19 protein-coding genes are annotated in these 24,034 nt (G+C 64.9%); 13 read left to right on the forward strand and 6 right to left on the reverse strand.

Annotated features, from left to right (window positions below; genetic code table 11):
• Positions 1 to 197: 197 nt before the first annotated feature.
• Positions 198 to 1,811 (forward strand): methyl-accepting chemotaxis protein, encoded by a 1,614-nt coding sequence (locus tag LK540_RS02350; protein ID WP_229435420.1) that lies wholly within the window; start codon positions 198 to 200, stop codon positions 1,809 to 1,811.
• Positions 1,812 to 1,967: 156 nt separating this feature from the next.
• Here the strand turns inward: LK540_RS02350 and LK540_RS02355 are convergent, their stop codons facing one another.
• From LK540_RS02355 to LK540_RS02370, 4 genes are all read right to left on the reverse strand, one after another.
• Positions 1,968 to 3,545, reverse strand: a complete 1,578-nt coding sequence (locus LK540_RS02355) for a methyl-accepting chemotaxis protein (RefSeq protein WP_229435421.1) — start codon at positions 3,543 to 3,545, stop codon at positions 1,968 to 1,970.
• 234 nt (positions 3,546 to 3,779) lie between these two features.
• Positions 3,780 to 4,100: a DUF2288 domain-containing protein gene (locus LK540_RS02360; protein WP_229435422.1), complete on the reverse strand. Its 321-nt coding sequence runs from the start codon at positions 4,098 to 4,100 to the stop codon at positions 3,780 to 3,782.
• A 3-nt stretch (positions 4,101 to 4,103) separates the two neighbouring features.
• The gene (locus LK540_RS02365) at positions 4,104 to 4,787 is read right to left on the reverse strand and encodes an RES family NAD+ phosphorylase (protein ID WP_374041309.1); all 684 of its coding nucleotides are present in this window, start codon (positions 4,785 to 4,787) and stop codon (positions 4,104 to 4,106) included.
• A gap of 2 nt (positions 4,788 to 4,789) precedes the next feature.
• Positions 4,790 to 5,227 (reverse strand): MbcA/ParS/Xre antitoxin family protein, encoded by a 438-nt coding sequence (locus LK540_RS02370; RefSeq protein ID WP_229435423.1) that lies wholly within the window; start codon positions 5,225 to 5,227, stop codon positions 4,790 to 4,792.
• A 122-nt stretch (positions 5,228 to 5,349) separates the two neighbouring features.
• Here LK540_RS02370 and LK540_RS02375 point away from each other — a divergent pair, with 122 nt between their 5' ends.
• The gene (locus LK540_RS02375) at positions 5,350 to 5,826 is read left to right on the forward strand and encodes a DUF4440 domain-containing protein (protein ID WP_229435424.1); all 477 of its coding nucleotides are present in this window, start codon (positions 5,350 to 5,352) and stop codon (positions 5,824 to 5,826) included.
• Positions 5,827 to 6,006: 180 nt separating this feature from the next.
• Here the strand turns inward: LK540_RS02375 and recJ are convergent, their stop codons facing one another.
• Together recJ and LK540_RS02385 are read right to left on the reverse strand one after the other, a co-directional pair.
• Positions 6,007 to 7,704 carry a single-stranded-DNA-specific exonuclease RecJ gene (recJ, locus tag LK540_RS02380; RefSeq protein WP_229435425.1) on the reverse strand — a complete coding sequence of 566 codons (1,698 nt, stop codon included), beginning with the start codon at positions 7,702 to 7,704 and terminating at the stop codon, positions 6,007 to 6,009.
• On the reverse strand, positions 7,701 to 8,723 hold the full coding sequence (locus LK540_RS02385; RefSeq protein WP_229435426.1) for a hypothetical protein: 1,023 nt from the start codon (positions 8,721 to 8,723) through the stop codon (positions 7,701 to 7,703). The genes recJ and LK540_RS02385 overlap by 4 nt, the downstream gene beginning before the upstream one ends.
• 195 nt (positions 8,724 to 8,918) lie before the next feature.
• Here LK540_RS02385 and LK540_RS02390 point away from each other — a divergent pair, with 195 nt between their 5' ends.
• From LK540_RS02390 to LK540_RS02440, 11 genes are all read left to right on the forward strand, one after another.
• Positions 8,919 to 10,190 carry a lipoprotein-releasing ABC transporter permease subunit gene (locus LK540_RS02390; RefSeq protein ID WP_229435427.1) on the forward strand — a complete coding sequence of 424 codons (1,272 nt, stop codon included), beginning with the start codon at positions 8,919 to 8,921 and terminating at the stop codon, positions 10,188 to 10,190.
• A 21-nt stretch (positions 10,191 to 10,211) separates the two neighbouring features.
• A complete protein-coding gene (locus LK540_RS02395) occupies positions 10,212 to 11,480 on the forward strand; it encodes a lipoprotein-releasing ABC transporter permease subunit (RefSeq protein WP_229435428.1) in 1,269 nt (422 codons plus the stop codon).
• A 1-nt stretch (position 11,481) separates the two neighbouring features.
• Positions 11,482 to 12,183 (forward strand): lipoprotein-releasing ABC transporter ATP-binding protein LolD, encoded by a 702-nt coding sequence (gene lolD / locus LK540_RS02400; RefSeq protein ID WP_374041310.1) that lies wholly within the window; start codon positions 11,482 to 11,484, stop codon positions 12,181 to 12,183.
• A gap of 4 nt (positions 12,184 to 12,187) precedes the next feature.
• Positions 12,188 to 12,991: a TatD family hydrolase gene (locus LK540_RS02405; protein ID WP_229435430.1), complete on the forward strand. Its 804-nt coding sequence runs from the start codon at positions 12,188 to 12,190 to the stop codon at positions 12,989 to 12,991.
• Between the two features lie 21 nt (positions 12,992 to 13,012).
• Positions 13,013 to 13,963, forward strand: a complete 951-nt coding sequence (locus tag LK540_RS02410; RefSeq protein ID WP_229435431.1) for an alpha/beta hydrolase — start codon at positions 13,013 to 13,015, stop codon at positions 13,961 to 13,963.
• A gap of 152 nt (positions 13,964 to 14,115) precedes the next feature.
• Entirely contained in the window at positions 14,116 to 16,947 is a 2,832-nt protein-coding gene (locus LK540_RS02415; protein ID WP_229435432.1) for a type VI secretion system Vgr family protein, read from the forward strand.
• Complete coding sequence (locus tag LK540_RS02420) at positions 16,944 to 18,734, forward strand: triacylglycerol lipase (protein ID WP_229435433.1); 1,791 nt, start codon at positions 16,944 to 16,946, stop codon at positions 18,732 to 18,734. Before LK540_RS02415 ends, LK540_RS02420 begins: the two co-directional genes overlap by 4 nt.
• Entirely contained in the window at positions 18,731 to 20,422 is a 1,692-nt protein-coding gene (locus LK540_RS02425) for a T6SS immunity protein Tli4 family protein (RefSeq protein WP_229435434.1), read from the forward strand. The genes LK540_RS02420 and LK540_RS02425 overlap by 4 nt, the downstream gene beginning before the upstream one ends.
• 100 nt (positions 20,423 to 20,522) lie before the next feature.
• Positions 20,523 to 21,041 (forward strand): hypothetical protein, encoded by a 519-nt coding sequence (locus LK540_RS02430; RefSeq protein WP_229435435.1) that lies wholly within the window; start codon positions 20,523 to 20,525, stop codon positions 21,039 to 21,041.
• Positions 21,042 to 21,130: 89 nt separating this feature from the next.
• Positions 21,131 to 21,661 carry a T6SS immunity protein Tli4 family protein gene (locus LK540_RS25385; RefSeq protein WP_374041322.1) on the forward strand — a complete coding sequence of 177 codons (531 nt, stop codon included), beginning with the start codon at positions 21,131 to 21,133 and terminating at the stop codon, positions 21,659 to 21,661.
• Positions 21,662 to 21,673: 12 nt separating this feature from the next.
• The gene (locus tag LK540_RS02440; protein WP_229435437.1) at positions 21,674 to 24,031 is read left to right on the forward strand and encodes a DNA internalization-related competence protein ComEC/Rec2; all 2,358 of its coding nucleotides are present in this window, start codon (positions 21,674 to 21,676) and stop codon (positions 24,029 to 24,031) included.
• Positions 24,032 to 24,034 lie beyond the last annotated feature (3 nt).

The raw sequence follows: 24,034 nt of genomic DNA on the forward strand, positions 1-24,034 counted from the left end.
ATATTCCTACTTTTATTGAAGTATAGCCGATTTGATGAAACTACTTAAGCGCTATGTTCAAGTAACGAAAGGGCGTCATTAAAGCAACAAATATAGCAATTTAGATTGCCAAAAAACAATTGATAGTAGACAATCTGGCGCAATTCTGTCATTCCTGCGTACGTACGTACGCCTTTTCCCATCCGCCAGGAGCACACATGAACTTTTCCCAAGCCAGGCTTACGGTCCGGCTGTATACCGCGTTCGCCGCGGTCTTGATCGTCACGCTGGTCCTGGCCGCCTTTGCGATTTCGCGCGTGAACAGCATCGAGACCGCCCTGGTCGAGGTGGAGTCCTTCCACAACGCCCAGCTGGAACCGCTGTACGCCGCACGCGAGGCGCTTGGGCAAACCGGCATGGCGGCGCGCAATGCCTTCATCTTCCACGACGCGGCGCAGGCGACCCGCGAACTCGACATCCTCGACACGCAAAAGGCGGCCTACCTGGCGGCGATGGCCAGGCTCGACCCTGTCCTGGGCGGCAATGCCCAGTACGGGAAGGTAAAGGAAGGCATGCTGGCGATGGCGCGCGAACTCGAGCGTCCGCGCAAGTACCGCACGAGCGGCGACATGGATGGCTACGGCACCTTCCTGGTGCAGGAATGCAGCCCGTTGCGGCGCCAGATCGTGGCCGACATCGGGGTGCTGGTGCAGGAGCTGCAGGCGCAGACCAACAAGGCCGGCGCCGCCGCCGTGGCCGAAGCCGACGGCGCGCGCTACTGGATCAGCGGCCTGGCGATCCTGTGCGCGCTGCTGTGCGCCGTGATCGGCTTTGCCATCTCGCGCAACCTGCTCGGCCAGCTGGGCGGCGAGCCGGCGTATGCGACCGATGTCGCGCGCGCCATCGCCCAGGGCCAGCTGCACCAGCATGTGGACACCCGCCGCGCACCCCCGAGCAGCCTGCTGTCGGCCATGAGCGCCATGCGCGAAAGCCTGAGCGGCATCGTGTCCAAGGTACGCGGCGGCACCGATGCGATCGCCTCGGCCTCGGCCGAAATCGCCACCGGCAACCTGGATCTGTCGACCCGCACCGAATCGCAGGCCGCGGCGCTGGCGCAGATCGCCGGCTCGATGAAGCAGCTGATCGGCTCGGTGCGCCAGAACGCCGACTACGCGGCGCAGGCCAGCACGCTGGCAGGCGAAGCCTCGAAGGTGTCGGTGGAAGGCGGCGCCACGGTGGACGGCGTGGTCTCGACCATGAACCTGATCCAGGAATCGTCGCGCAAGATCGAGGAGATCATCAGCGTCATCGACAGCATCGCCTTCCAGACCAACATCCTGGCGCTGAACGCGGCGGTGGAGGCAGCGCGCGCCGGCGAGCAGGGCCGCGGCTTTGCCGTGGTGGCGAGCGAAGTGCGGAACCTGGCGCACCGCTCGGCGGCGGCGGCCAAGGAAATCAAGGTGCTGATCGAGGATTCGGTGAGCAAGGTCGGCGCCGGCACGGCGCTGGTGGCCCAGGCCGGCGACACCATGCGCAAGGTGGTCAGTGGTGTGCAGCGCGTGAACGACATCATGGGTCAGATATCGAGCGCGACCCGCTTGCAGAGCGAGGACATCGAGCATGTCGACTCGGCCATCGTGCGCCTGGATGAGATGACGCTGCAGAACGCGGCCCTGGTCGAGGAAGCATCGGCCGCGGCGCAATCGCTGCGCATGCAGGCCGACGAACTGGCGGCGGTGGTGAATACCTTCCAGCTCGAGGGCGCCGAGACCGTGGCCGAGTCGCAGCCGGTGCGCCGCGTGCGCGGGGCGGTGCCGGCACTGGCCCGCTGAGGCCGGGCGCGGCTCGCTGCACGAGCCGCGCGGTGAGTTCGAGAACCCACCTACGTTCGCCAGGTAGGGTGGGTTCTCGAACTCACCGCGCACAAGCACGAGCCAGGTAGGGTGGGTTCTCGAACCCACCACTTGCAAGTTCGAACCCCTACGACATCAAGCGCGCGCCAGCGCCGGCCGCGCACGCGGCGCTTCGGCATCCAGCCGGAAGGTGCTCACCAGCTGCGCCAGTTCGTCCGCCTGGTTCTGCATCGACTCCGCGGCCGCCGCCGCTTCCTCCACCAGCGCCGCGTTCTGCTGCGTTACCCGGTCCATTTCCGCAATCGCCACGTTCACCTGCTCGATGCCGTCGCTCTGCTCCTCGCTGGCGGCGGCGATGTCGGCCATGATGGTCGTTACCTGCCCGATGCTGCGCACGATCTCGTCCATGGTAGCGCCGGCGCGGCCGACCTGACTCGTTCCCGCTTGCACCTTGCCGACCGAGTCGTCGATCAGCGCCTTGATCTCGCGCGCGGCCGTGGCCGAACGCTGCGCCAGGTTGCGCACCTCGCCGGCGACCACCGCGAAACCGCGTCCCTGCTCGCCGGCGCGCGCCGCTTCCACTGCCGCGTTCAGCGCGAGGATGTTGGTCTGGAAGGCGATGCCGTCGATGACGCCGATGATCTCGACGATCTTGCGCGAGGAGTCGTTGATCGACCCCATGGTGTCGACCACCTGCGCCACTACCGCGCCGCCATCGTTGGCGATGGATGCGGCGGTGCGCGCCAGGCGGTTGGCTTCGCGCGCGTTGTCGGCGTTCTGCTTCACGGTGGAGGTCAGTTCTTCCATCGACGAGGCGGTTTCCTCGAGCGAGCCGGCCTGCTGCTCGGTGCGGCTCGACAGGTCCTGGTTGCCGGCCGCGATCTCGGTCGAGGCGGTGGCGATGGCGCCGGTGCTGCCGCGCACGCGGCCGACGATCTCGCCCAGCGCCGTGTTCATGGCGCCGAGGGCGCGCATCAGCTGGCCGGTTTCGTCGCGGCGGTCGACCGCGATGCGGCTGGTGAGGTCGCCGGCAGCCACCTTCTCGGCGACCGCCACGGCGGCGCGGATCGGCACCGTGATCGAGCGCGTGATCAGCACGGCGCAGGCGATGCCGAGCGCCAGTGCGGCCAGGCCGAGGGTGATCAGGATGATGCGGGTGTTTGCATACGCGTCGAGGATGGTGGTGGCGACGCCGTCGGCGGCCGCGATCTGCATGCTGGCGAGCTTGTTCATCGCGCCCAGGAAGGCGGCGCTGCGCGGCACCATCTGTTCGGCGTGGATCTTCGCGGCCAAGGTATTGTCGCCATCGAGCTTGGCCTTGAACAGGGCGCTGCGCGCCGCCAGGTAGCCGGTGCGTACTTCCTTCACGCGCGCCAGCTGGGCCTTGACTTCTTCGTTGCGCAGCGAGGCTTCGATTTCCGCCTGCAGCTCGTTCGAGTGCGCCGACACGGCCTTCATGCGCTCGGCGATGGCGTTTACCATGGCCGGGTCGCTTGTGGCGAAAGCGGTCTCGATCATGGCGCTGTTTACTTCGATCAGCTTGCCCCATTCGGCGACGTTGCGCTGGTTCTTGATGCTGGTATGGACCAGGCGGTTGGTCATGTCGCCGGCATACTGCATGCGGGTGAGGGCGGTGACGGCAAGGGCGAGCAGCAGGGCGAGCACGATCGCAAAGCCGATGCCGAGGCGGGCGCCGATCTTGAGGTTCTTCACGGTGGTTCCTGATTCAGACTGGTAATGAGCGCCATGGGGAATGGCGAGTTGCGGGGCTTGCGGACGGCGCAAGGCGGCTGGGTGCCGCACCGGCCTGGGCCGGATAGAATCGATGCGCCGATGCGGCCGAGTATAGCAGCCGTGTCAGGAAGATTGAGATGGAGTTGATGCTTAGCGGCAAATTTGCAACATCAAAATTTTCTGATGTTGCAATTGCCGCAAGCGGGGAGCGGCTTAGTTGATCTGTTTCTTGTCCGGCTGCACCAGGATAAAGGGGTGCACCACCGAGGCCCACAGGCCGACTTCGCCGGCGGCCCAGCTCTGGGCCTGCACATCCGATACCTTGGCAATTTTGCCTTCGCCCATCCAGCGCGCAATGCTCTCCTTGTCGTCGTGCGAGATGCGCACGGCGACGTCGATCAGATCGAGCGTTTCGCTGACGTAGATCACATTGCCTTGCGCGAAGTGGCGCTCCAGCTCGTCCCAGCCGACGCGGGCGGTTTCGCGGTTGATCTTGTCGTGCAGTTCGGTGTCTTTTTCAGGGTTCGTTTTCATTCTCTAGATAATCTCGATGCGCGGTTGCGGCGTACCCGCCCATGTTAACCGATAGGCCGGCCCCTTGCGCACATTGCCGACCAGCGCAGGACGGAAGCAGGCCAGGTTGACGCCTTCCGGACGCCGCACGCTCGGGTAGATCACGCCCATCGAACCCAGTTCGAGCAGCTCGGCCGCCAGGGACTGGGAGGCGATATAGCTTTGCGGGTCGAGGCAGTCGGCAAAATTGGCGATGCCGCGGATATCGTGGAAACTGGCATTGAAATCGGCCAGCATCGCCTGGTAGGTCACGCTGTCGTCGAAGCGGTTGATTTCCTGGTACTCGACCGTCTTGTGGAAGCCGACCTCGGCCAGCGCCGTCTCGGCCTCGAAGGCGCAATACCAGGCGCCGCGCGTGCCGTCGTTGAAGCGGCTGCCTTCCGGGCGCGCGTAGGTGTAGGCTGCGTTGATGATGCGGAAATTCGGTACGCCGAAGACCAGTTCGTCGACGCCGATGCCGGGCAACAGGCCGGCCTCGCCACGCAGGCGTTCGTTGGTGGCGTTCTCGAGGTCGAACAGGTCGCGCAGGGTCTTGTCGCCATCGGCCAGCGGGGCCAGCACCGAATCCTCGAGGTCGGCAAAGCGCGAGGGAATCAGGCGGCAGGTGTCGAACTGGCGCAGCGCCGTCAGTTTCGGGACGACCGCCAAGATCAGAGTCCTCCGCGGCGTGCGTCGAGCAGCTGGCGCACGGTTTGCATGGCCAGCATGCCGCCGCCCAGCATCAGGGCCAGCGGCGTGCGGCCCCCGAAGATGATGTTGGTGTTCGGCAGGTGCACCCATTCGTCGGCGAGTTTGTCACCGTACAAGATGTGCAGGGCCTTGTAGATACCTAATAGATAAGAGATGCGCGTGATGCGGTCGGCATCGAGCACGCGCTCGGGGTTCTTCTTCCAGTCGTAGAAACTGGACGCGGACAGGCCGCCGAGCAGCTCGCGCGCATCTTCGTCGCGCAGCTGCCAGGCGGCGGCCAGTTTGAAAAAGCCCTTCAGGGCCGATGCCGACAGGCGCTCGCGTTCGGCGCGCGAACTGAGGTCGACCAGCACGGTGGGCTCGAAGCGGCTCTTCGGGTAAGCATAGGCGAGGTTCATAGTTTCCTCCGGTTTTGGAGTACTTATACTCCTATTTCGGAGGCATTGCAACTGCTGGTTGTCAAGCCGGATAGACCGTGACAGAATTGCCGGCGACTTGTCAAAAGGAAAAGGATATTTCCATGCATTGGCGATCGAAGGGGATGGCGAAGTGGCTACCATGCGCGCTGGCAGGCGTGCTGGCGGCGGTCGTGCTGGCGGCCTGCATGGCGCGTGGCGCGCGCGACACGCAGGCAGAACTGCAGCAGCAAGTGATGGAGACGGAACGTGCGTTCGCCGCGACCATGAAGGCGCGCGACTTCGAGGCGTTCGGCGGCTTCCTGTCGAAGGAGGCGGTGTTCATGGGGCCGGGTGGAGCGAAGCGCGGGCGCGATGCGGTAACGCAGGCCTGGCGCGGGTATTTCGACGGGCCGAATGCGCCGTTCGCCTGGGCGCCGGACGAAGTCCAGGTGCTCGATTCCGGCACGCTGGCCTACAGCAGCGGACCGGTGCTCGATGCCTCGGGCAAGCAGATCGGGCGCTTCAATTCGGTGTGGCGGCTGGAAGGGCCGGGGACGTGGAAGGTCGTGTTTGATCGTGGGTGCGATTGCGGGCGGTGACGTAGGCTGGGTTTGCTGTTGTAGGGTGGGCACCTGTGCCCACGCGGTACGGCGGCTGATATGCTCTATGGCTTATTCGGGGCACGGTTTGCATGCGCATCGGTCGCCCGGCATCTGACGAGAACGCAGCGGTACAACCGCGTGGGCACAGGTGCCCACCCTACAAAACCAGGAAGCCGATCACGCCGGCTCTGCGTGCTCCACCAGCAGCTGCACCTTGGTCACGCCGTTGTACTCGTTGGCATCGAGCCGGAAGGCCACGCGCGCACGCTCGCCCAATCCGTCCGTGTGGCCGAACCAGATCGCGTCGTAACGCCGCCCGTTCTTCTCCAGCAGCAGCTTGAGATGCTTCTCCTTCAATATCCGCTGGCTCATCACGCGGAATTCGTCGCAGAACACCGGCGGCGCAAAGCCTTGTCCCCACACCTGGCCATCGCACAGCTCGATGAACTGGGTCGAGTAGAACTCGTCTTCCAGCGGCCCGTCGGTCTCGACCACGCGTTCCAGCTGGGCTTCGCTGAGCCAGGCGCGCCCGACCGCTTCGAAGGCTTCGCAGAAGGTGGTGAAATGCTCGGCCTTGATGGTCAGCCCGGCCGCCATCGCGTGGCCGCCGAACTTGTCGATCAGGCCAGGCACGCGCTTCGACACCAGGTCGAGCGCGTCGCGCATGTGAAAGCCCGGGATCGAGCGGCCGGACCCCTTGATCAGGCCCACGCCGCCCGGTGCGAAGGTAATCGTCGGCCGGTAGAATTTTTCCTTCAAGCGCGAAGCGACGATCCCGATCACGCCCTGATGCCAGCCTTCGTCGAAGACGGCGATCGTGCTGCTGGCGGCGGGCTGGAAGTCGTCGAGGTGCAGCAGCGCCGTGTCCTGCATGTCGGCCTCGATCTCGCGCCGCTTCAGGTTGATTTCGTTGAGCTGCTGGGCAATCGCCCAGGCGCGGCCTTCGTCGTCGGTGGTCAGGCACTCGATGCCGAGCGCCATGTCTTCCAGGCGGCCGGCGGCATTCAGGCGCGGGCCGACGGCAAAGCCGAGGTCGAAGGGCGAGGCATTCCGTGCTTCGCGCCCGGCCACCCGGAACAGCGCAGCCACGCCAGCATGCATGCGCCCGGAGCGCATGCGCTTGATGCCCTGCGCGACCAGGATGCGGTTGTTGGCGTCGAGCTTCACGACGTCGGCCACCGTGCCCAGGGCCACCAGGTCGAGCAAATTGTCGAGCTTGGGCTGGGTTTGCGCATCGAACACGCCGCGGCGGCGCAGTTCGGCGCGCAGGGCCAGCAGCACGTAGAAGACCACGCCGACGCCGGCCAGGTTCTTGCTCGGGAAGCCGCACTCGGGCTGGTTCGGGTTGACGATCACGCGCGCCGGCGGCAGGGCGTCGCCCGGCAGGTGGTGGTCGGTGACCACGACCTCGATGCCGCGCCGGTTCGCTTCCAGCACACCCTCGACGCTGGCGATGCCGTTGTCGACGGTGATGATGACGTCCGGGTTCTTTTCGCGCACCGCCAGTTCGACGATCTCGGGCGTGAGGCCATAGCCGTGCACCACGCGGTCGGGCACGATGTAGTCGACCCGGGCGCCCATCGCGCGCAGGCCGCGCAGGGCCACGGCGCAGGCGGTGGCGCCGTCGCAGTCGTAGTCGGCGACGATGGTCATGTTCTTGTTTGCCGAAATCGCGTCGGCCAGGAACACGGCGGCGTTGTCGATATGCTTCAGGCCGCCGGGCGGGGCCAGCGCGGCCAGTTCGCTGGCCAGTTCGCGCACGTCCAGCAGGCCGCGCGCCGCGTAGACGCGCGCCAGCACAGGGTGCACGCCGCCCTGGCGCAGCAGCTCGGAGGTGCGGAAAGGACAGGGACGGACGGAGATACGGGTTTTCACAGCAGGGATTCCAGGGTATTGCGGCGCCAGAACTTGCGTTGCGCCATGGCGTTGGTGGTGGCTTCGAGCAGGGCGTCGCGGTGGCTCAGCACCAGTTTCACTTCGCGTATGCGCCCGTTCTTCAGGCTCTCCAGGATGGGGGCGAACAGCTGGGCTTCAAGCTGGGTCATGACGGCGACCCAGCCGCCCCAGTCGGCCGCGGCCGCGTAAGGGGCGGCGCTGCCGCAGACCAGCAGGGTGTCGCCATCGATGGAGGAAGCAAACTGCGCCAGGTTGGACGGAACCGTATCGGCCAGCCGGGACAGCCACGCGGCCGTGTCGGCGCTTGCCAGTTTGACGCGTGCCGTCGATCCGGCGCCGCTGTCGGCTGCACCCCAAGGCCAGAAGGCGTTTACCACCGGCATGCGCCTCGCTTCGCGGGCGGCGTTCACCGGATGCGTGTGCCACAGGATCTGGATCTCGTTCTGCAGGCGGCGGAAGGCGGCGGCGCGCTCGCCCAGCGGCATCCAGTCGGTCAGGTCCATGCCGAGCGCCGCGTCGGGCGTGGCGGTGTCGAGGCCGGCCCAGTCGTCGGCGCGCAGGAACCAGGTCTGGGCGTCGCCGTAGAGCAGGGCGTGGCCGGCTTCTTCCACGTAGGGCCGGGCCGCATCGAACAGGGCGCGGCTGTCGTTCTCGGCCAGGCCCAGGTGGCGCGGGTCGCCCATCATCAGGTGGGTGCGTGCGATTTCGATATGCACCGGGTTGACGATGAACCAGGTGCCGCCATCGGGCGCCAGGCCATAGCCGCGCATGGCGGCGCCGGCAAAGGCGGGCTGGCCGGCTTGCTGCAGGCCGAGCGCGCGCGCGAGCCAGGTTTCATGAGGCAGGGCGCGTACGGACTCGTCGGCCGGCACGCGCCGCTGCGCACTTGTGCGCGACAGCAGGCTGGCCAGCGCGGGCGCCTGCAGGGCGCGCACCAGGTCGGGAGCGAATTCGGGGACGGGAAGGGCGGAGGGCAGGACAAGCGTAATCTGGGACATGCCGTGATTGTAGGCGAAAACGGCTGCCTCCACGAGGCGCGGCGCCGGCCGGGAGCCGCCTACGCGGCAGGGGCGTGACGCAGTTACCACAGCGTTACCACAGCGTTACCACAGCGTTACCACAGGCGTGCGCCCTGTCATGGATGAGCTTTGCGTGGCATACTGCGAGATCAGTTGTCAAACTCTACAAATTTCATGAGCATCATCCAGAAACTGCCGTACGAATGGGCAGTCGGCCTGCGCTATACGCGCGCCGGCAAGCGCAGCGGGCGGAATCGCTTCATCTCCTTCATCTCGATGATCTCGGTGGCCGGCATCGCGCTCGGCGTGGCCGCCCTGATCGTGGTGCTGTCGGTGATGAACGGCTTCCAGAAGGAAGTAACCGACCGCATGCTGTCGGTGCTGGCCCACGTCGAGATCTTCGACGTGCGCGGCGCCATGCCCGACTGGCGCGCGGTCGGGCGCGAGGCGGCGCGCAACCCGCAGGTGGCGGCCGCGGCGCCGTTCGTCGAAATCCAGGGCATGCTGCTGCGCGACGGCGTGATGAAGCCGGTGCTGGTGCGCGGCGTGCTCCCAGGCGAAGAAGCCAAGGTGTCGGACGTAGCGCGCGAGATGAAGCAGGGCAGCCTCGACACGCTCACGCCCGGCTCCATGAACATCGTCATCGGCCGGGCCCTCGCCGATGCCCTGCACGCGGGCGTGGGCGAGCGCGTCACCATGCTGCTCGGGACGTCGGGCGCCACGGAGTCGGGCGCCCCGGCCGCGCCGCGCACCCAGACCTTCATCGTCTCCGGCATTTTTGAAGCCGGCCACTACGAATTCGATTCCATGCTCGGCTTCGCCCATCTCGACGATGCAGCCGGGACCGTCGGTCTGGCCGGCCCGGTCGGGCTGCGCCTGCGCCTGCACGACCTGCACCTGGCGCCGCGCGTGGCGGCCGAACTGCGCCGGAGCATGGACCAGGACTACGTCATGCGCGACTGGTCGCAGGTGAACACCATCTGGTTCGCCGCCGTCGGCTCGCAAAAGCGCATGATGTTCATCATCCTGACCCTGATCATCGCCGTGGCCGCCTTCAACCTGGTCTCGACCCTGGTCATGACGGTCAAGGACAAGCAGGCCGACATCGCCATCCTGCGCACCCTGGGCGCCTCGCCGCGCTCGATCATGAAGATCTTCATCGTGCAGGGCACGCTGGTGGGCGTGCTGGGCGGCCTGCTCGGCGTGACGCTGGGCGTGGCGGTGGCGCTGAACGTCGACGTGATCGTGCCGGCCATCGAGCGCGTGCTCGGCATCCAGTTCATCTCGAAAGAGATCTACCTGATCAGCGAGATTCCGTCCGACCTGCAGTGGTCCGACGTCGGCAGCATCGGCGGCGTGGCCGTGCTGCTCGCCTTTTTCGCCACCCTGTACCCGAGCTGGGCGGCGGCGCGCGTGAAGCCGGCCGAAGCCCTGCGCTACGAATGATCCTGTTACCTTGAACTATTCATGAGTCTTTTACATAAACTGCCGTTCGAATGGCTGGTCGGCCTGCGCTACACGCGCGCCGGGAAGGGCACGGCCCACAGCGGCTTCCTGTCCTTTATTTCGCTGATCTCGGTGGCCGGCATCGCGCTCGGCGTGGCGGCCCTGATCATCGTGCTGTCGGTGATGAACGGCTTCCAGAAGCAGGTGACCGACCGCATGCTGTCGGTGCTGGCCCACATCGAGGTTTTCGATCCGCGCGGCGACATGCCGCAATGGCGCGAAGCAGCCCAACAGGCCCTGAAGAACCCGGCAGTGCGCGCCGCCGCGCCCTTCGTCGAATCCCAGGGCCTGCTGCAGCAGCGCGAGGGCGCGATGCGCCCGGCGACGATTCGCGGCGTGCTGCCGGAAGCGGAACGCACCATCTCGGATGTGGCCAACACGGTGGTGCAGGGCAGCTTCGAGTCGCTCAAACCCGGCAGCTTCAACATCGTGCTCGGCTACGCGCTGGCGTCGTCGCTGAACCTGCAGATCGGCGACAAGGTGACCATGCTGCTGGCGCAGGCCCAGACCACGCCGGCCGGCATGCTGCCGCGCATGCGCAGCTTCACCGTGTCGGGCCTGTTCCGCTCCGGGCATGCCGAATTCGACGCCGGCATGGCTTTCGTCAGCCTGGGCGACGCCGAAAAGATGGAGCGCCTGTCGGCGCCGGCCGGCCTGCGCCTGCGCATCGCCGACATGCATCAGGCGCCGCAGGTGGCGGCCGAGCTGGAAAAATCGATGCCGGGTAATCTCGAGATGCGCGACTGGTCGAAGCTGAACGCGGTGTGGTTCGGCGCCGTACAGACCGAAAAGAAGATGATGTTCATCATCCTCACCCTGATCATCACGGTGGCCGCCTTTAACCTGGTCTCGACCTTGGTGATGACGGTGACCGACAAGCAGGCCGACATCGCCATCCTGCGCACCCTGGGCGCCTCGCCAGCCTCCATCATGAAGATCTTCATGATCCAGGGCGCGCTGGTCGGCATCCTCGGCGCCGTGGTCGGCGTGGTGGGCGGCGTGCTCGTCGCGCTGAACATCGACGTCATCGTTCCATTCATTGAACATTTGTTGGGAGTGCAGTTCTTGTCGAAGGATATCTACCAAAACAGCACCGTGCCGTCGGACCTGCGCTGGCCGGACGTATTCAAGATCGGCGGCGTCGCCGTGCTGCTGGCCTTTGCGGCCACGGTCTACCCGAGCCGCTCGGCCTCGCGTGTGAAACCTGCGGAGGCGCTGCGTTATGAGTGACATGAGGAATAACACCGCCAATACGCCGGTGCTGGCCTGCCGCGGCCTCGGCAAGACCTTCAAGCAGGGCGACTACCAGGTGCAGGTGCTCGACAAGATCGACTTCGCTATTCAACGCGGCGAGCGCGTGGCCATCGTCGGCGCTTCGGGTTCGGGCAAGTCGACCCTGCTGCACCTGCTCGGCGGCCTCGATACGCCGAGCACCGGCTCGGTGACCCTGCTGGGCGAGGATTTCGCCACCCTGTCCGAAACCCGGCGCGGCGAGCTGCGCAACTCTTCGCTCGGTTTCGTCTACCAGTTCCACCACCTGCTGCCGGAATTCTCGGCGCTCGACAACGTCGTGATGCCGCTGATGATCCGCCGCGAAAAGCGTGCGACGGCCGAGCAGAAGGCGCAGGCCATCCTCGAGCGCGTGGGACTCGGCAAGCGCGTGATCCACCGCCCCGGCGAACTGTCGGGCGGCGAACGCCAGCGCGTGGCCCTGGCGCGCGCCCTGGTCACGGAACCGGCGTGCGTGCTGGCCGACGAGCCGACCGGTAACCTGGATCACGCGACGGCGATGGCGATTTTCGATCTGATGCTGGAACTCTCGCGCACCCTCGGCACCTCGTTCGTCATCGTCACCCACGACATGGAACTGGCGCGCCGCTGCGACCGCGCACTGCGCATGACCGAGCACGGGTTGCAGCCGCTGGAGGGGTAGCGCCATGTGGATCGACACCCACTGCCACCTGGACGCCCACGAATTCGGCGCAGGATCGCTGGACGTCGCGCGGCGCGCGGGCGACGCCGGGGTGTCGATGATCGTGATCCCGGCGGTCGAGCGCGGCAACTTCGAGGCGGTCGCGCAGCTCGCGGCGCACGCACCGAACGCCAGCTATGCGCTGGGCATCCATCCGATCTACGTGCCGCAGGCGTCCGACGACGATCTGCTGGTGCTGCGCGCCGCTGTCGAACGCGCGATGGGCGACCCGCGTTTCGTGGCCATCGGCGAGATCGGCCTCGACTTCTTCATTCCCATGCTGTGCGAGCCGGCCATGCGCGAGAAGCAGGAGCGGTTCTTGCGCGAGCAGCTGCGCATCGCGCGCGATTTCGATTTGCCGGTGCTGACCCATGTGCGCCGCTCCCAGGACCAGGTGCTGAAACACCTGCGCCAGGTGCGGCCGGCGGGCGGCATCGCGCATGCCTTCAACGGCTCCTTCCAGCAGGCCGAGACCTACATCAAGCTGGGCTTTCACTTGGGTTTCGGCGGCGCCATGACGTTTACGCGCGCGCTGCAAATCCGGCGCCTGGCGAGCGAGCTGCCGCTGGAGGCGCTGGTGCTGGAGACCGATGCGCCCGACATTTCGCCGAGCTGGATCCATCCCGGACGAAATAGTCCGGAACAGCTGCCGGCCATCGGCGCGGCGCTGGCGCAGCTGCGCGGCATGGACGAAGCCGCGCTGCGCGAATGCACATGGAATAACTCGCTGGCGGCGATACCGCGTTTGCAGGCGCTGCTGGCTTCTTGAACCTTGATACGGGAAGGCGGAATGATCGAGCGGCTGCTGTGGGTTGGCGTCTTCCTGGTGCTGTTCCTTTCCTTGCCCGCATCCGCCCGGGCCGGCGATGTGGAGATTGTCCTCGACACCCCGACCGGCAAGCTAGCCGGCAGCCTGCGCCTGCCCGCGGCAAAAGGGCCGGTGCCGGTCTCCCTGATCATCGCCGGCTCCGGTCCCACCGACCGCGACGGCAATTCCGCCATGCTCCCGGGCCGCAACGACAGCCTCCGCATGCTGGCCGAGGCCCTGGCGGAGCAGGGCGTTGCCTCGGTCCGCTACGACAAGCGCGGCATCGGCGCCAGCGCCGCGGCCATGCAGAGCGAATCGGCACTGCGCTTCGAGACCTATATCGACGATGCCGCGGCCTGGATCGCACGCCTGAAGGCCGACCCGAGCTTTGCCAGGGTGGCCGTGATCGGGCACAGCGAAGGGTCGCTGATCGGCATGGTCGCCGCGAAGCAGACCGGGGCCGCCGCCTTTGTCTCGATCGCGGGGCCCGGTGCGCCGCTGCAGGCGGTGCTGCGGCGCCAGCTGGCGGCCCAGCTGCCACCCGCGCTGATCGGGGAGAACGAGCGCATCCTCGGCAAGCTCGAACAGGGCGAACTGGCCGGCGAGGTGCCGCCAATGCTGGCCGCGCTGTATCGCCCCAGCGTGCAGCCCTACCTGGTGTCGCAGTTCCGCTACCTGCCGGCCGAGCGCATCGCCGCGCTGGCGCTGCCGGTGCTGATCGTCCAGGGCACGACCGACATCCAGGTGAACGTGGACGACGCGCGGGCGCTGAAGGCCGCCTGTCCGCAGGCACGGCTCGAGATCGTGGAAGGCATGAACCACGTGCTGAAACTGGTGCCGCCCGGTCCCGCGCAACTGCCATCCTACGGCGACCCGGCGCTGCCACTGGCGCCCGCGCTGGTGGCCGCCGTCACGGGCTTCCTTACCCGCTGACGCTAGCGGCACTGTCCATCCATACAGGCCGCGTGGCACGACAACGACAACCCGGTTTAGTTGCACCGTTTTGTGAGCGCATACAATGAGACGACTCAACGGGCCCAACAGGCCCTCGTGGGACGATTCTGTTTTCGAAACGGGAGACGGAATTGGACAGTGCCAGCGAGTTCCTGCGCGTACTGCAGCACGAGCGATCGCTCAGCACCGCGCACCGTGCACTGCGCCTGCGCCTGGCGCATGCCGAGGCACTCCTTGACGACGTCCTGCTGCCGCAACGGATCGAAGGCAGCGAAGCCATCTGCGGCGGCCTCGAATACCGCGTCTCCTGCGTCGCCAGCGACGCCACCCTGCCGCTGAAGGAACTGATCGCGCTGCCGGCCGAAATCCAGGTCGTCACCGACCGCGGCCAACTGCGCAGCATCTGCGGCATCGTCACCGAGGCCAGGTCCGGCGACGCCGACGGCGCCCTGGCCACCTACCAGCTGGTGCTGCGCGACGCCCTGTCGGTGATGGAAAAGCGCGTCAACAGCCGCATCTTCCGCTACCAGAACGAACTCGAGATCGTGCAGGTGCTGTTCGACGAATGGCGCCATGCAAACGCGGTGCTGGCCGGCGCCTTCGAATACGAGCTCGACCCGCTGTTCGACATGCGCCTGTATCCACCGCGCGAGCAGACCATGCAGTACAACGAATCCGACACCGCCTTCGTGCGGCGCCTGCTGCGCCGGCGCGGCATTTCCTGGACCGTGCGCCCCGGGCGCAGCCGCGGCACCTCGGTCGACCCGCTACACGACCGCATCCCCGCCCACACGCTGGTGCTGTTTGCCGACGCTAATCACCTGCCCGAGAATGCCGCCGGCAGCGTGCGCTACCACCGCGACGACGTCACCGGCGAACGCGACACCATCACCCATTGGGGCGCGGCGCGCACCCTGCAGCCGGGCAGCGCCACCCGCCACAGCTGGGACTACAAGAATCCCGGCGCGGCGCAGTTCATGTCGACCACGGCGCGCGCTAGCCACGACCAGGGCGGGCACGGCAACGGCCTCGCCGCCAGTCTCGACGACTACCTGATCGACACCCCGCACGCCGGCAACGACGTCGAGGACAGCTGGCGCCTGGGCCAGCTGCGCATGCAGCGCCACGAATTCGAGGCCAAGTGTTTTCACGGCGAAGGCAGCGTGCGCGACTTCTGCGCCGGGCAATACTTCACCTTGCAGGACCACCCGGAAATCGACACCCATCCGCTGGCGGAGCGGCAGTTCGTCATCACCGAAGTGCAGCTCAGCGCGCGCAACAACCTGCCGGGCGAGCTGTCGGCGCTGGCAGAGCGGCTGCTGGCGCAGAACGGCTGGCACGCCATGGCGGGCTTTTCATCGTATTCTGCGGCGGGCTCCGCGCAGGCTTCTGCAAGCGAGCGCGCGGTGCGGGTGCGCTTTACGGCGGTACGGCGCAGCGTACCCATCGTGCCGGCCTACGATCCGCGCGTCGACCTGCCGCACCCGCAGCTGCAAAGCGCGATCGTGGTCGGACCCCAGAACGAGGAAGTGCATTGCGACCGCCTGGGCCGGGTGAAGATCCGCTTTCCCGGCATGCGCACCGCAGACCATGAGCATGCGCACGGCGCCGGCGCCTCCGGCAGCGCGGCCGATTCGGCCTGGGTCCGCGTGGCCTCGAACTGGGCCGGCAACGGACCGGGCAGCCAGCAGCAGTTCGGCGCATTGACGCTGCCTCGGGTGGGCACGGAGGTGCTGGTGGCCTTTCTCGGCGGCGACCCGGACCGGCCGGTGATCCTGTCGCAGGTGTTCAACCAGAACGGCGAACCGCCTGCGCTCAGCGCCAATGGCGGCTTGCCGGGTAACCGTTATCTGTCCGGGCTGAAGAGCCGCGAGATCGGTGGGCAGCGTGGTAACCAGCTGCGATTCGACGATACGTGCGGGGAGATCAGCGCGAAAATAGGCAGCGATCATGCGCATTCGGAACTCAATTTGGGCTGGCTTGCGCGCGCCCGTGAAGACGGACAGGGGCAGCCGCGCGGCGAGGGCGCCGAGCTACGCAGCGACAAAGCTGTTGCGGTGCGAGGAGGGCAGGGCATCCTGATCAGCGCCGAGCAGGGCGAGCACGAGCAGCTCGAGCGTGCTGGTCTCGTCGGGTTGGCTGAAGTGATGCAGGGCGTGCTGGAAGAACTGGAACGTCAGGCCATCAGCCATAACGAAGACGAAGAAGCCAAGCCGCGCCTGGCAGAACTGGTCGACAAGCTCAAACGCTGGCATGAAGGCTCGAACGTGGCGCCGGGCGCGGGCGGTGCGCCGATTGTTGCAGCAACGGGGCCAGCCGGGGTGCTGGTGGCAAGCGAAGACAACGTGGCCATCGGTGCACAAAGCAAGATCGATCTGGTGTCGGTAGCCGATACCGAACTGTCAGCCGGGCGCAACCTGTTCCTGCGGGCTGCCCGCAGCCTGAGCATGTTCGCGTATTCACTGGGAGTGAAACTGGTGGCGGGGCGCGGAAACATCATGCTGCAGACGCACCAGGGGAATATCGAAATCAAGTCGGCGGGCCGTATCAGCCTGATCGCCGCAGAGGGCATCGACTTGCAGGCGCCGGAAGTCAAGGTCGTAGCGCAGGGGGCGCAGACTGTGTGGGGCGCAGGCTCGATCAATCAGCAGTGCACCTCCGAGCATCTGGTCCGGGCCGCCGTTGTCACACATGCCGGCGCTGCCGAGGCAGGGCCGGCAGGACTGGATCTGGTCCATGGTTCGCTTGAAACCGACGAACGAATGGTTGTCATTGATCGACAGACCGGCCTTCCTGCAAAAGGGCGTCGCTACATTGCGCGTCATGAAGACGGTACCATGATTGAAGGCATTACCGACGACGAAGGCCGCACTGATGTCCTTCAGGCGTATTCGCTTGGAGACATTGAGTTCCGGCTGCTACCGGAAGAGAGTGACAAGTCAAACGGTGCGAGCCTCGCATGAGCGAGCCGACTCGTCCGATTCGCCAGCCCACGGTCGATATCGATGGCAGTCTGGTTGCGCATAGCGTCGCTACCCCTAAATCGTTCCGAATGCGTGCGAAGGTGACGGTGGGATCGCATAAGGTCATTCCCGTGATCTTCGTGCCAGGGATCATGGGGTCGAATCTGCGTGCCCGTACGGAGCCATCAAAGGCGCGGACTTCGGCCTCGGAGTCATCCGGGCGAAACGTGAAGCAGCTGAACGATGTGCAGGCGATCGCCGCGAGAACGGGCGAGAAGCCGGATACAGATGCGGATGGCCCAGCCTGGCGCGCACCGAACGGGACAGTGGAGGGCTTGCGCGAAGCCCGGAAATGGAAGAGACGGACGCCAGCAACGAGGCAACGAATATTAAATCCTGCGGCGCTGGAAGTCGACGATGCGGGAGAACTCGAGAACGAAGTGGCGGGACTAAGTCTGACTGAGCTGCGTTCACGCGGCTGGGGCGAAGTCCATGCTGACTCATACTGGATTGTCCTTGAAAAGCTTCAGACCTATCTTGATAAGACGTTCCAGATCGATAAGCGCGGACAGCGCGAGATACGCGTCCACTGGAAGCGGGTGATGCAATGCAGTCCGTCGAGTTGGGGCGTACGGACTGTAGAACGGGTGACCGAATCGGAACTGGAAAACTTCGCGCGCTTCCAGTATCCAGTATATGCAGTTGGCTACAACTGGTTGGAATCGTGCGCCGTATCGGCCCAACGCCTCAACCGCAGGATCGATGAAATCAAAGCGTTCTGGCGTTCGCGCAAGCATGAATGCGAACATGTCATCCTTGTCACTCACTCGATGGGCGGTCTGGTTGCCAGGTCGTGCGCACGCATGCGCGCTGCCGACTCATCAGGCTCGTCCGATATCGCCGGCATTATCCATGGGGTCATGCCCGCATTTGGCGCGCCTGTTGCCTATAGACGCATCGCGTGCGGCACTGAAAGTACGCGATACACGAATGGACTGGTCGATAATGTCAAAGCCAGTCGATTTGCAGAAATCGCAGGCGTGACACCAGAGGAAACGACAGCCGTCATGGCGACCGCCCCGGGGGTTTTGGAATTACTCCCTAACCATTTGTATCCAAGACCATGGATTCTGATAAAGACACTCACCCGTGTCGAGAACGCCGATAAAGAACAGGAAATATTTGGGCTGCCGAGAGGTAATCCATATGATTTCTATAGGGACACCCAGTCGTGGTACCGGCTTATCAACCCGAACTTTGCTGATCCTGGTGGTTTATATAAGGGGAAATCGGGAGGAATAAAAGAGGCAATCGACAAAGCAGTAAATACCGCTGAAAAGTTTCATCAATCGATTCTCGAACGACCTCCGGACACAAACGGCGACGCCGCTGCAAAAGCCTGGTATCACCCGAATACCTATGCGTTTTATGGCGTCGACGAAGAGCGGCTTTCGTATGGCACCGTGCAGTGGGCCGCAAGGGTCCCCTCTGGCCAGGGCGTTGCGCTCACGCCAGGAAACGTACGCAATGCTCACCTTGTAGGGCAAGCCGCTAACGGCGCACGCGAAGTGCTTGTCGAAGACCGTTTGAAACTCAAGTTCACCGTTTGGGGACAGGATGCGCACGGTGACGATACGGTGCCGGGCAGGTCGGGCGCTGGAGCAAACGACGGCGTACGCGCAGCTTTTGCCGCTCGTGGTTTTGGGCATCAGGACAGTTTCACAAACGACGCGATGCTTTTGCTGACGCGTCATTTGATTGTCAAGATTGTCCAAGGCATCAAATGAAGCTCGCTGTCGGGAAGTGCGCAAAGTGGCTGCTTGCGCTCGTCATTGCCGGTACGGTTGGCTTCATGTATGTCAGGTCCGTCCACAGCAGTCAGGATACAAGGAAGGCGGGAGCGATGAGCGATAAGATGAAGACCGTATGCGCAGGCCGGTTGCTTATCGATTTGCCGGAGATTGCACAGGTTACGATGAAGATGGTCAATCTCGACGGCTTTGAAGTAACTTGGCAGGAAGAGACCGCCAGCCAGTTTTCCCGGTTTATCCAGGAACGCGAAGTAAAACTCGGGTCGTCACTCAACATGCTGGGACGGAAAAACATCGAACTCAGCAAGGAGATTCGCGAACCCGGTTCATTGGGAAGAGTATTCGTCCATAGTCGATACCGCGGATATGAGATGCGCAACGATCAGCGCGTCTATTTCGAAACCGTGACAATCGAGGGCCATATCAACAGGAACGGGGTGACTCATAGCTTTCATAGTGAAGGCGATGATGCAAAGCGTCTTCCTGTAGTGATCTCCCTGATGGGGCAACTCGTCAGCCAGACAAAAGACGGGCTTCCCAGCGCGCCGGGTTTTTGTCTCGACGGAGCATTGATCGCCGACCCGTTCGATACCAAGCGTCACGAAAGTGTGACCGTCTTCGCCACGTTGCCGGGGTATCCCGACATTACGTTGGCGTTCTGGACCAACACTGGGCTGCATCAGGGACCAGGCTTGATCGAACGCGATGAGGCCGCAACGGATGCCCTGACGCGCGCGCGTTCGCGAATATTGCGCTCAGGCGTACGGACGATTGGCGGGTTTGCTGGTGAGGAGGTGGCGGTTAGAACGACCGAACTGAATTTTTCGACGAACTTCAGTTTTGCTTGGGAAACTGGCGGTAGCGCGGATGACGCCTTCGTTCCACGCTTGCTTCTTGAACTCGATACCGGTGTCAATCCCCGGTCAGGCGGAAAGCCGGTCCAATCCAGCCTCAACGAAGAAGCGGTAACCCGATTATGGGACAGGATTTCATCGAGTGTGCGTCTGCGGCTGACTCGCCCTGTTGAGGTCGCCCAGAGCACGCCTTTGGCGTCTCCACTAGGCATCTACGTAGAAGCAGGCAAACGCTGCCCACAGAGCGGTTGGTGGTCGTGCAGCGAGCCGAATGATAATCTCGCAGTCCTTGGCGGGCAGCGCCAATACTTCTGCAAGGGTCAGAAACTGCCACAAGCCTTGCTCTTGCCCCCTCAATCGCTCTGGCAGAAAGTGCGCGGCCTGCAGCCCAGCTATGAGGCGAGTACGCGGACTACCTGGAAGCTGGTCGACAAACGCGAGCGCGATCGGATTTCATCGCCTGTGCCGTTGGCACAGGCGTCCCTCGCAGCGCAAACCGGCAGTGGGAATGCGATTGATAGCGCGAAGTCACGCGTTCAGCCAGGAGTTCCGATCGGGTGTGTTGCCAGGACCGGTATGCAGTGCCCGGCCTCGGGTTGGTGGCGCTGCGAGGAGTCGCATGCACTCGACGGTACCCGTTGGTTCGCCGCTGGCGCGCTCTTGCCAGCTGCAACGTTCAAGATATCTTCCACGACGTTCGGCCATCCGTTTGGCAAGGCGCAGGCGATCCAACGACGTAGTGTGTGGCAACTGGTACGGCACGCCGGTGCGCCGGGTTCGCGTGACCAAGGATCTCCTGCTGACGTCTAGGTAAGTCGCGTACGACACAAAGCCGTTGACTCTGGTGTTAGCCATTTCTATCGTTCTTTAGAGTACTTTCAGTAATGGTAACCAATGCGCGAGGCGGTACATGAAAGCCTTTCCAAAACTGTGGTGGATCGCAGCGCTGGTTGTAAGCATGATTACGCTCTATGGAACTTGGAGCGTTGCGGACATGCGCAATCAACCTGAAGTTCTTCGCATTACAGAACGGATGAAGACTGTGTGCGTTGGCAGGTTATTGGTTGACCTACCAGAGGAGGCGGAGGTTGAACTGTTTCGGCCACGAGTCCATGGTTTCGACATCAATTCCTTTCATGAGTCGGACGATGCGTTCCATTCTCGTGCTGCTGAGCGCGCGTCGCAACTCAGGGCAATACCAGATCGATTGGGCGGCAGCAGGAATTTGGAAACAGTAAACGAAGTTAAAACTGAAGCTGGTCTGGTTGGGAAGATATTCGTGCACGGTCGCACGATAACAGAAGGCACGCGAGCCAAGGGATTGGAGATTGAGCGCTACCGATACGAAAACATCAATCTTGAAGGGTTGGTACATCTGATGGGACCAGCTTCGATATCACTGGGACCAACTTTAGTCTACAGTTTGTAGGCGATTTATCAAAGCTGATCGACCGACTGATACCCAACACAACGAATCGAATACCGATTGCACCAGGATTTTGTATCGATCGTGCTTACATCCAAGAGCCCCTTTCCGCGAGTCAGAGCGAAGAAGTCATGATGGCAGCCCGCCTTCCCAGTTATCCAGACGTCGAATTCCTGCTGATCGTGGCAGCCGGCGTCGAACCGGCGGAACAGGGTTTGCTCGAGCGAAATCGTGACTCGCATGGATGGAGGTCGACATTTGAAACGAACCGCGTGTCGGTAATCCGCGCCGCGTCCCGGACTATCGGTGGAATCGCAGGTGAGGAGCTCGTGCAACGATTTGCTGAAGACAATTCGACCACTGCGTATGGTTTTTGGTGGGAGGTAGACGGTATAAGGGACAATGTATTGGTCCCACATCTTTCCTTCACCATGGACACGGGCAAGGGTCGGCATGGCCCCGTTCCGTCCTCCTTGTCGGAATCCGTTGCACTTGCTCTCTGGGATAAAATATCGTCCAGCATCCGGGTGCGCCCGACGGTGGGAACGCATTCAACCACGGCGCAAGTGCGCCTGAATCCTGTCGGCGCCGGATTGGCGGATCAAGCGCCAGCCCGACGCTGAGCCACTGCTCCGATGCGCTGCGCCATCCTCGGCTTCGTCGCAGGCGCAGCCTTCCTGCAAACACGCCCCGCGCTGCCCGACCCCTGGCACCTGCTAGCCTGTGCGCTCGCCGCGTTCGTGTTGCTGCTGGCCCTGCGCGGACCACTGCGTGCCGCCTGCGCCGGCGGCCTGCTCGGCTTCTGCTGGGCCGCTTTCCTCGCACACGCGGCCTTGTCGCACGAGCTGCCCAAGGCCGACGAAGGCCGCGACATCCAGCTCATCGGCACCATCGCCAACCTGCCGCACGACTTCGGCGAGGGCGTGCGCTTCCACCTCGACGTCGAGACCGCACTGACCGCTGCCGCACAAGTCCCGCCGAAGCTGGCCTTGTCGTGGTATGGCGCTCCATCAGGGGCCAGCACCATCCGCCCCGGAGCGCGCTGGCGCCTGACGGTACGCCTGCAGCGCCCGCACGGCAACGCCAATCCTTACGGCTTCGACTACGAAGCCTGGCTGCTGGGGCAGGGCGTGCGCGCCACCGGCTACGTGCGGCCGAATGGCGACAACCGCCGCCTCGACGCCTTTGTCCCCACGCCATCGAACCTGGTCGAGCGCAGCCGCGACGCCCTGCGCGCACGCATCATGGAAGCCCTGGGCGGCAAGCCGTATGCGCCGGTGATCGTGGCGCTGGTGATCGGCGACCAGCGCGGCATCGAGCAGGCCGACTGGGACATCTTCAACCGCACCGGCGTCAGTCACCTGGTCGCCATCTCGGGTTTGCACATCACGATGATCGCAGGGCTGGCCGCGTGGGCCGCCGCCAGCCTGTGGCGCCGCTCGTTCTTCACGCGCGCGCAGCTGCCGTTGCTGCTGCCCACGCAAAAGGTGGCGGCCCTGGCCGGCGCCACGGCCGCGCTGCTGTACGTGCTGCTGGCCGGCTTCGGCGTGCCGGCCCAGCGCACCCTGTACATGCTGTCGGTGGTGGCCCTGGCCCTGTGGTGCGGGCGACTGGCCAGCGTCTCGCACGTGCTCTGCCTGGCGCTGGGACTGGTGGTGGTGCTCGACCCGTGGTGCCTGCTGTGGCCGGGCTTCTGGCTCTCGTTCGGCGCGGTGGGCGTGATCCTGTTCGCCGGCGTCGGGCGGATCGCGCGCCAGGAGCAGGGCTGGCGCGGCGCGCTGCGCCTGGCCGCGCGCACCCAGTACGCGGTGACGCTCGGCCTGGTGCCGGTCACGCTGCTGCTGTTCGCGCAGGTGTCGTTGATCGGGCCGCTGGCGAATGCGGTCGCGATTCCGGTGGTGAGCTTCGTGGTGACGCCGCTGGCGCTGGCGGGCAGCCTGCTGCCGGCGCCCTTGTCGGCGCCGGTGCTGCTCCTGGCCCACCTTGCCATCGAGGCCCTGGCCGCCGTGCTGGGCTGGCTGGCGGCGCTGCCGCATGCCGTATGGAGCGCGCCCAGTCCGCCGCCCTGGCTGTTCCTGCTGGCGCTGGGGGGCACCGCCTGGATGCTGGCGCCGCGCGGCTGGCCGCACAGGTGGGTCGGCGCCGTCTCCTGGCTGCCGCTGTTCGCGCTGCTGCCAACGCACCCGCCACCCGGCCAGTTCCGCGTTACCGCCTTCGACGTCGGCCAGGGCATGGCGCTGCTGGTCGAGACCGAACGGCACCGCCTGCTGTACGACACCGGTCCGCAATACGCCGCCACCCAGAACGGCGCCACCCGCGTGCTGCTGCCGTACCTGCGGGCGCGCGGCATCCACCGGCTCGATGGCATGATCGTCAGCCACAGTGATGTCGACCACGCGAGCGGCGCGCTGACGCTGCTCGAAGCGCTGCGGGTGGACTGGATGGCGAGTTCGCTCGCCCCAGGCCATCCGGCGGTGCGCAAGGCGCAGTCAGGGCACCGGCGCTGCGTGGCCGGCCAGCGCTGGGAATGGGACGGCGTCGCCTTCGAGATGCTGCAGCCGGACGAGGCCAGCTATGCCGATCCGGGCCTGAAGGCGAACGCGCGCAGCTGCACGCTGCGCATTTCGGCGCACGGGCGCGCCATCCTGCTGGCCGCCGACATCGAGGCGGCGCAGGAGGCGCAGCTGCTGGCATCGGCGCCCGACCGCCTGCGCGCCGACGTGCTGCTGGCGCCGCACCACGGCAGCGGCACCTCGTCGACGCCGGCCTTCCTGGCGGCGGTGCAGCCGTCGATCGGCGTGTTCCAGGTAGGTCATCGTAACCGCTACAAGCACCCGAAGAAACAGGTCTACGAGCGCTACGGCGAGTTGGGCATCCGCCGCTTGCGTACCGATCGATCCGGCGCGCTGGTGTTCGACTTCGGCGAGGGCGCCGAGGATATCGCGGTCAGCGCCTACCGGCGCGAGCAGGCCCGCTACTGGCACGGGCGCTGACGC

The sequence above is a fragment of the Massilia sp. IC2-278 genome, from assembly GCF_020708045.1.
In the GTDB taxonomy this organism is placed as follows: Bacteria; Pseudomonadota; Gammaproteobacteria; order Burkholderiales; family Burkholderiaceae_D; genus Telluria.

Excerpts from the sequence above, each read along its gene's own strand:
- LK540_RS02385 (WP_229435426.1), bottom strand. The coding sequence starts at position 8,723 with ATGTCCCAGATTACGCTTGTCCTGCCCTCCGCCCTTCCCGTCCCCGAA.
- LK540_RS02420 (WP_229435433.1), top strand. The coding sequence starts at position 16,944 with ATGAGCGAGCCGACTCGTCCGATTCGCCAGCCCACGGTCGATATCGAT.
- LK540_RS02375 (WP_229435424.1), top strand. The coding sequence starts at position 5,350 with ATGCATTGGCGATCGAAGGGGATGGCGAAGTGGCTACCATGCGCGCTG.
- LK540_RS02390 (WP_229435427.1), top strand. The coding sequence starts at position 8,919 with ATGAGCATCATCCAGAAACTGCCGTACGAATGGGCAGTCGGCCTGCGC.
- LK540_RS02410 (WP_229435431.1), top strand. The coding sequence starts at position 13,013 with ATGATCGAGCGGCTGCTGTGGGTTGGCGTCTTCCTGGTGCTGTTCCTT.
- LK540_RS02395 (WP_229435428.1), top strand. The coding sequence starts at position 10,212 with ATGAGTCTTTTACATAAACTGCCGTTCGAATGGCTGGTCGGCCTGCGC.
- LK540_RS02370 (WP_229435423.1), bottom strand. The coding sequence starts at position 5,227 with ATGAACCTCGCCTATGCTTACCCGAAGAGCCGCTTCGAGCCCACCGTG.
- LK540_RS02350 (WP_229435420.1), top strand. The coding sequence starts at position 198 with ATGAACTTTTCCCAAGCCAGGCTTACGGTCCGGCTGTATACCGCGTTC.
- LK540_RS02430 (WP_229435435.1), top strand. The coding sequence starts at position 20,523 with ATGAAAGCCTTTCCAAAACTGTGGTGGATCGCAGCGCTGGTTGTAAGC.
- lolD (WP_374041310.1), top strand. The coding sequence starts at position 11,482 with ATGAGGAATAACACCGCCAATACGCCGGTGCTGGCCTGCCGCGGCCTC.
- LK540_RS02405 (WP_229435430.1), top strand. The coding sequence starts at position 12,188 with ATGTGGATCGACACCCACTGCCACCTGGACGCCCACGAATTCGGCGCA.
- LK540_RS02440 (WP_229435437.1), top strand. The coding sequence starts at position 21,674 with ATGCGCTGCGCCATCCTCGGCTTCGTCGCAGGCGCAGCCTTCCTGCAA.
- LK540_RS02425 (WP_229435434.1), top strand. The coding sequence starts at position 18,731 with ATGAAGCTCGCTGTCGGGAAGTGCGCAAAGTGGCTGCTTGCGCTCGTC.
- LK540_RS02360 (WP_229435422.1), bottom strand. The coding sequence starts at position 4,100 with ATGAAAACGAACCCTGAAAAAGACACCGAACTGCACGACAAGATCAAC.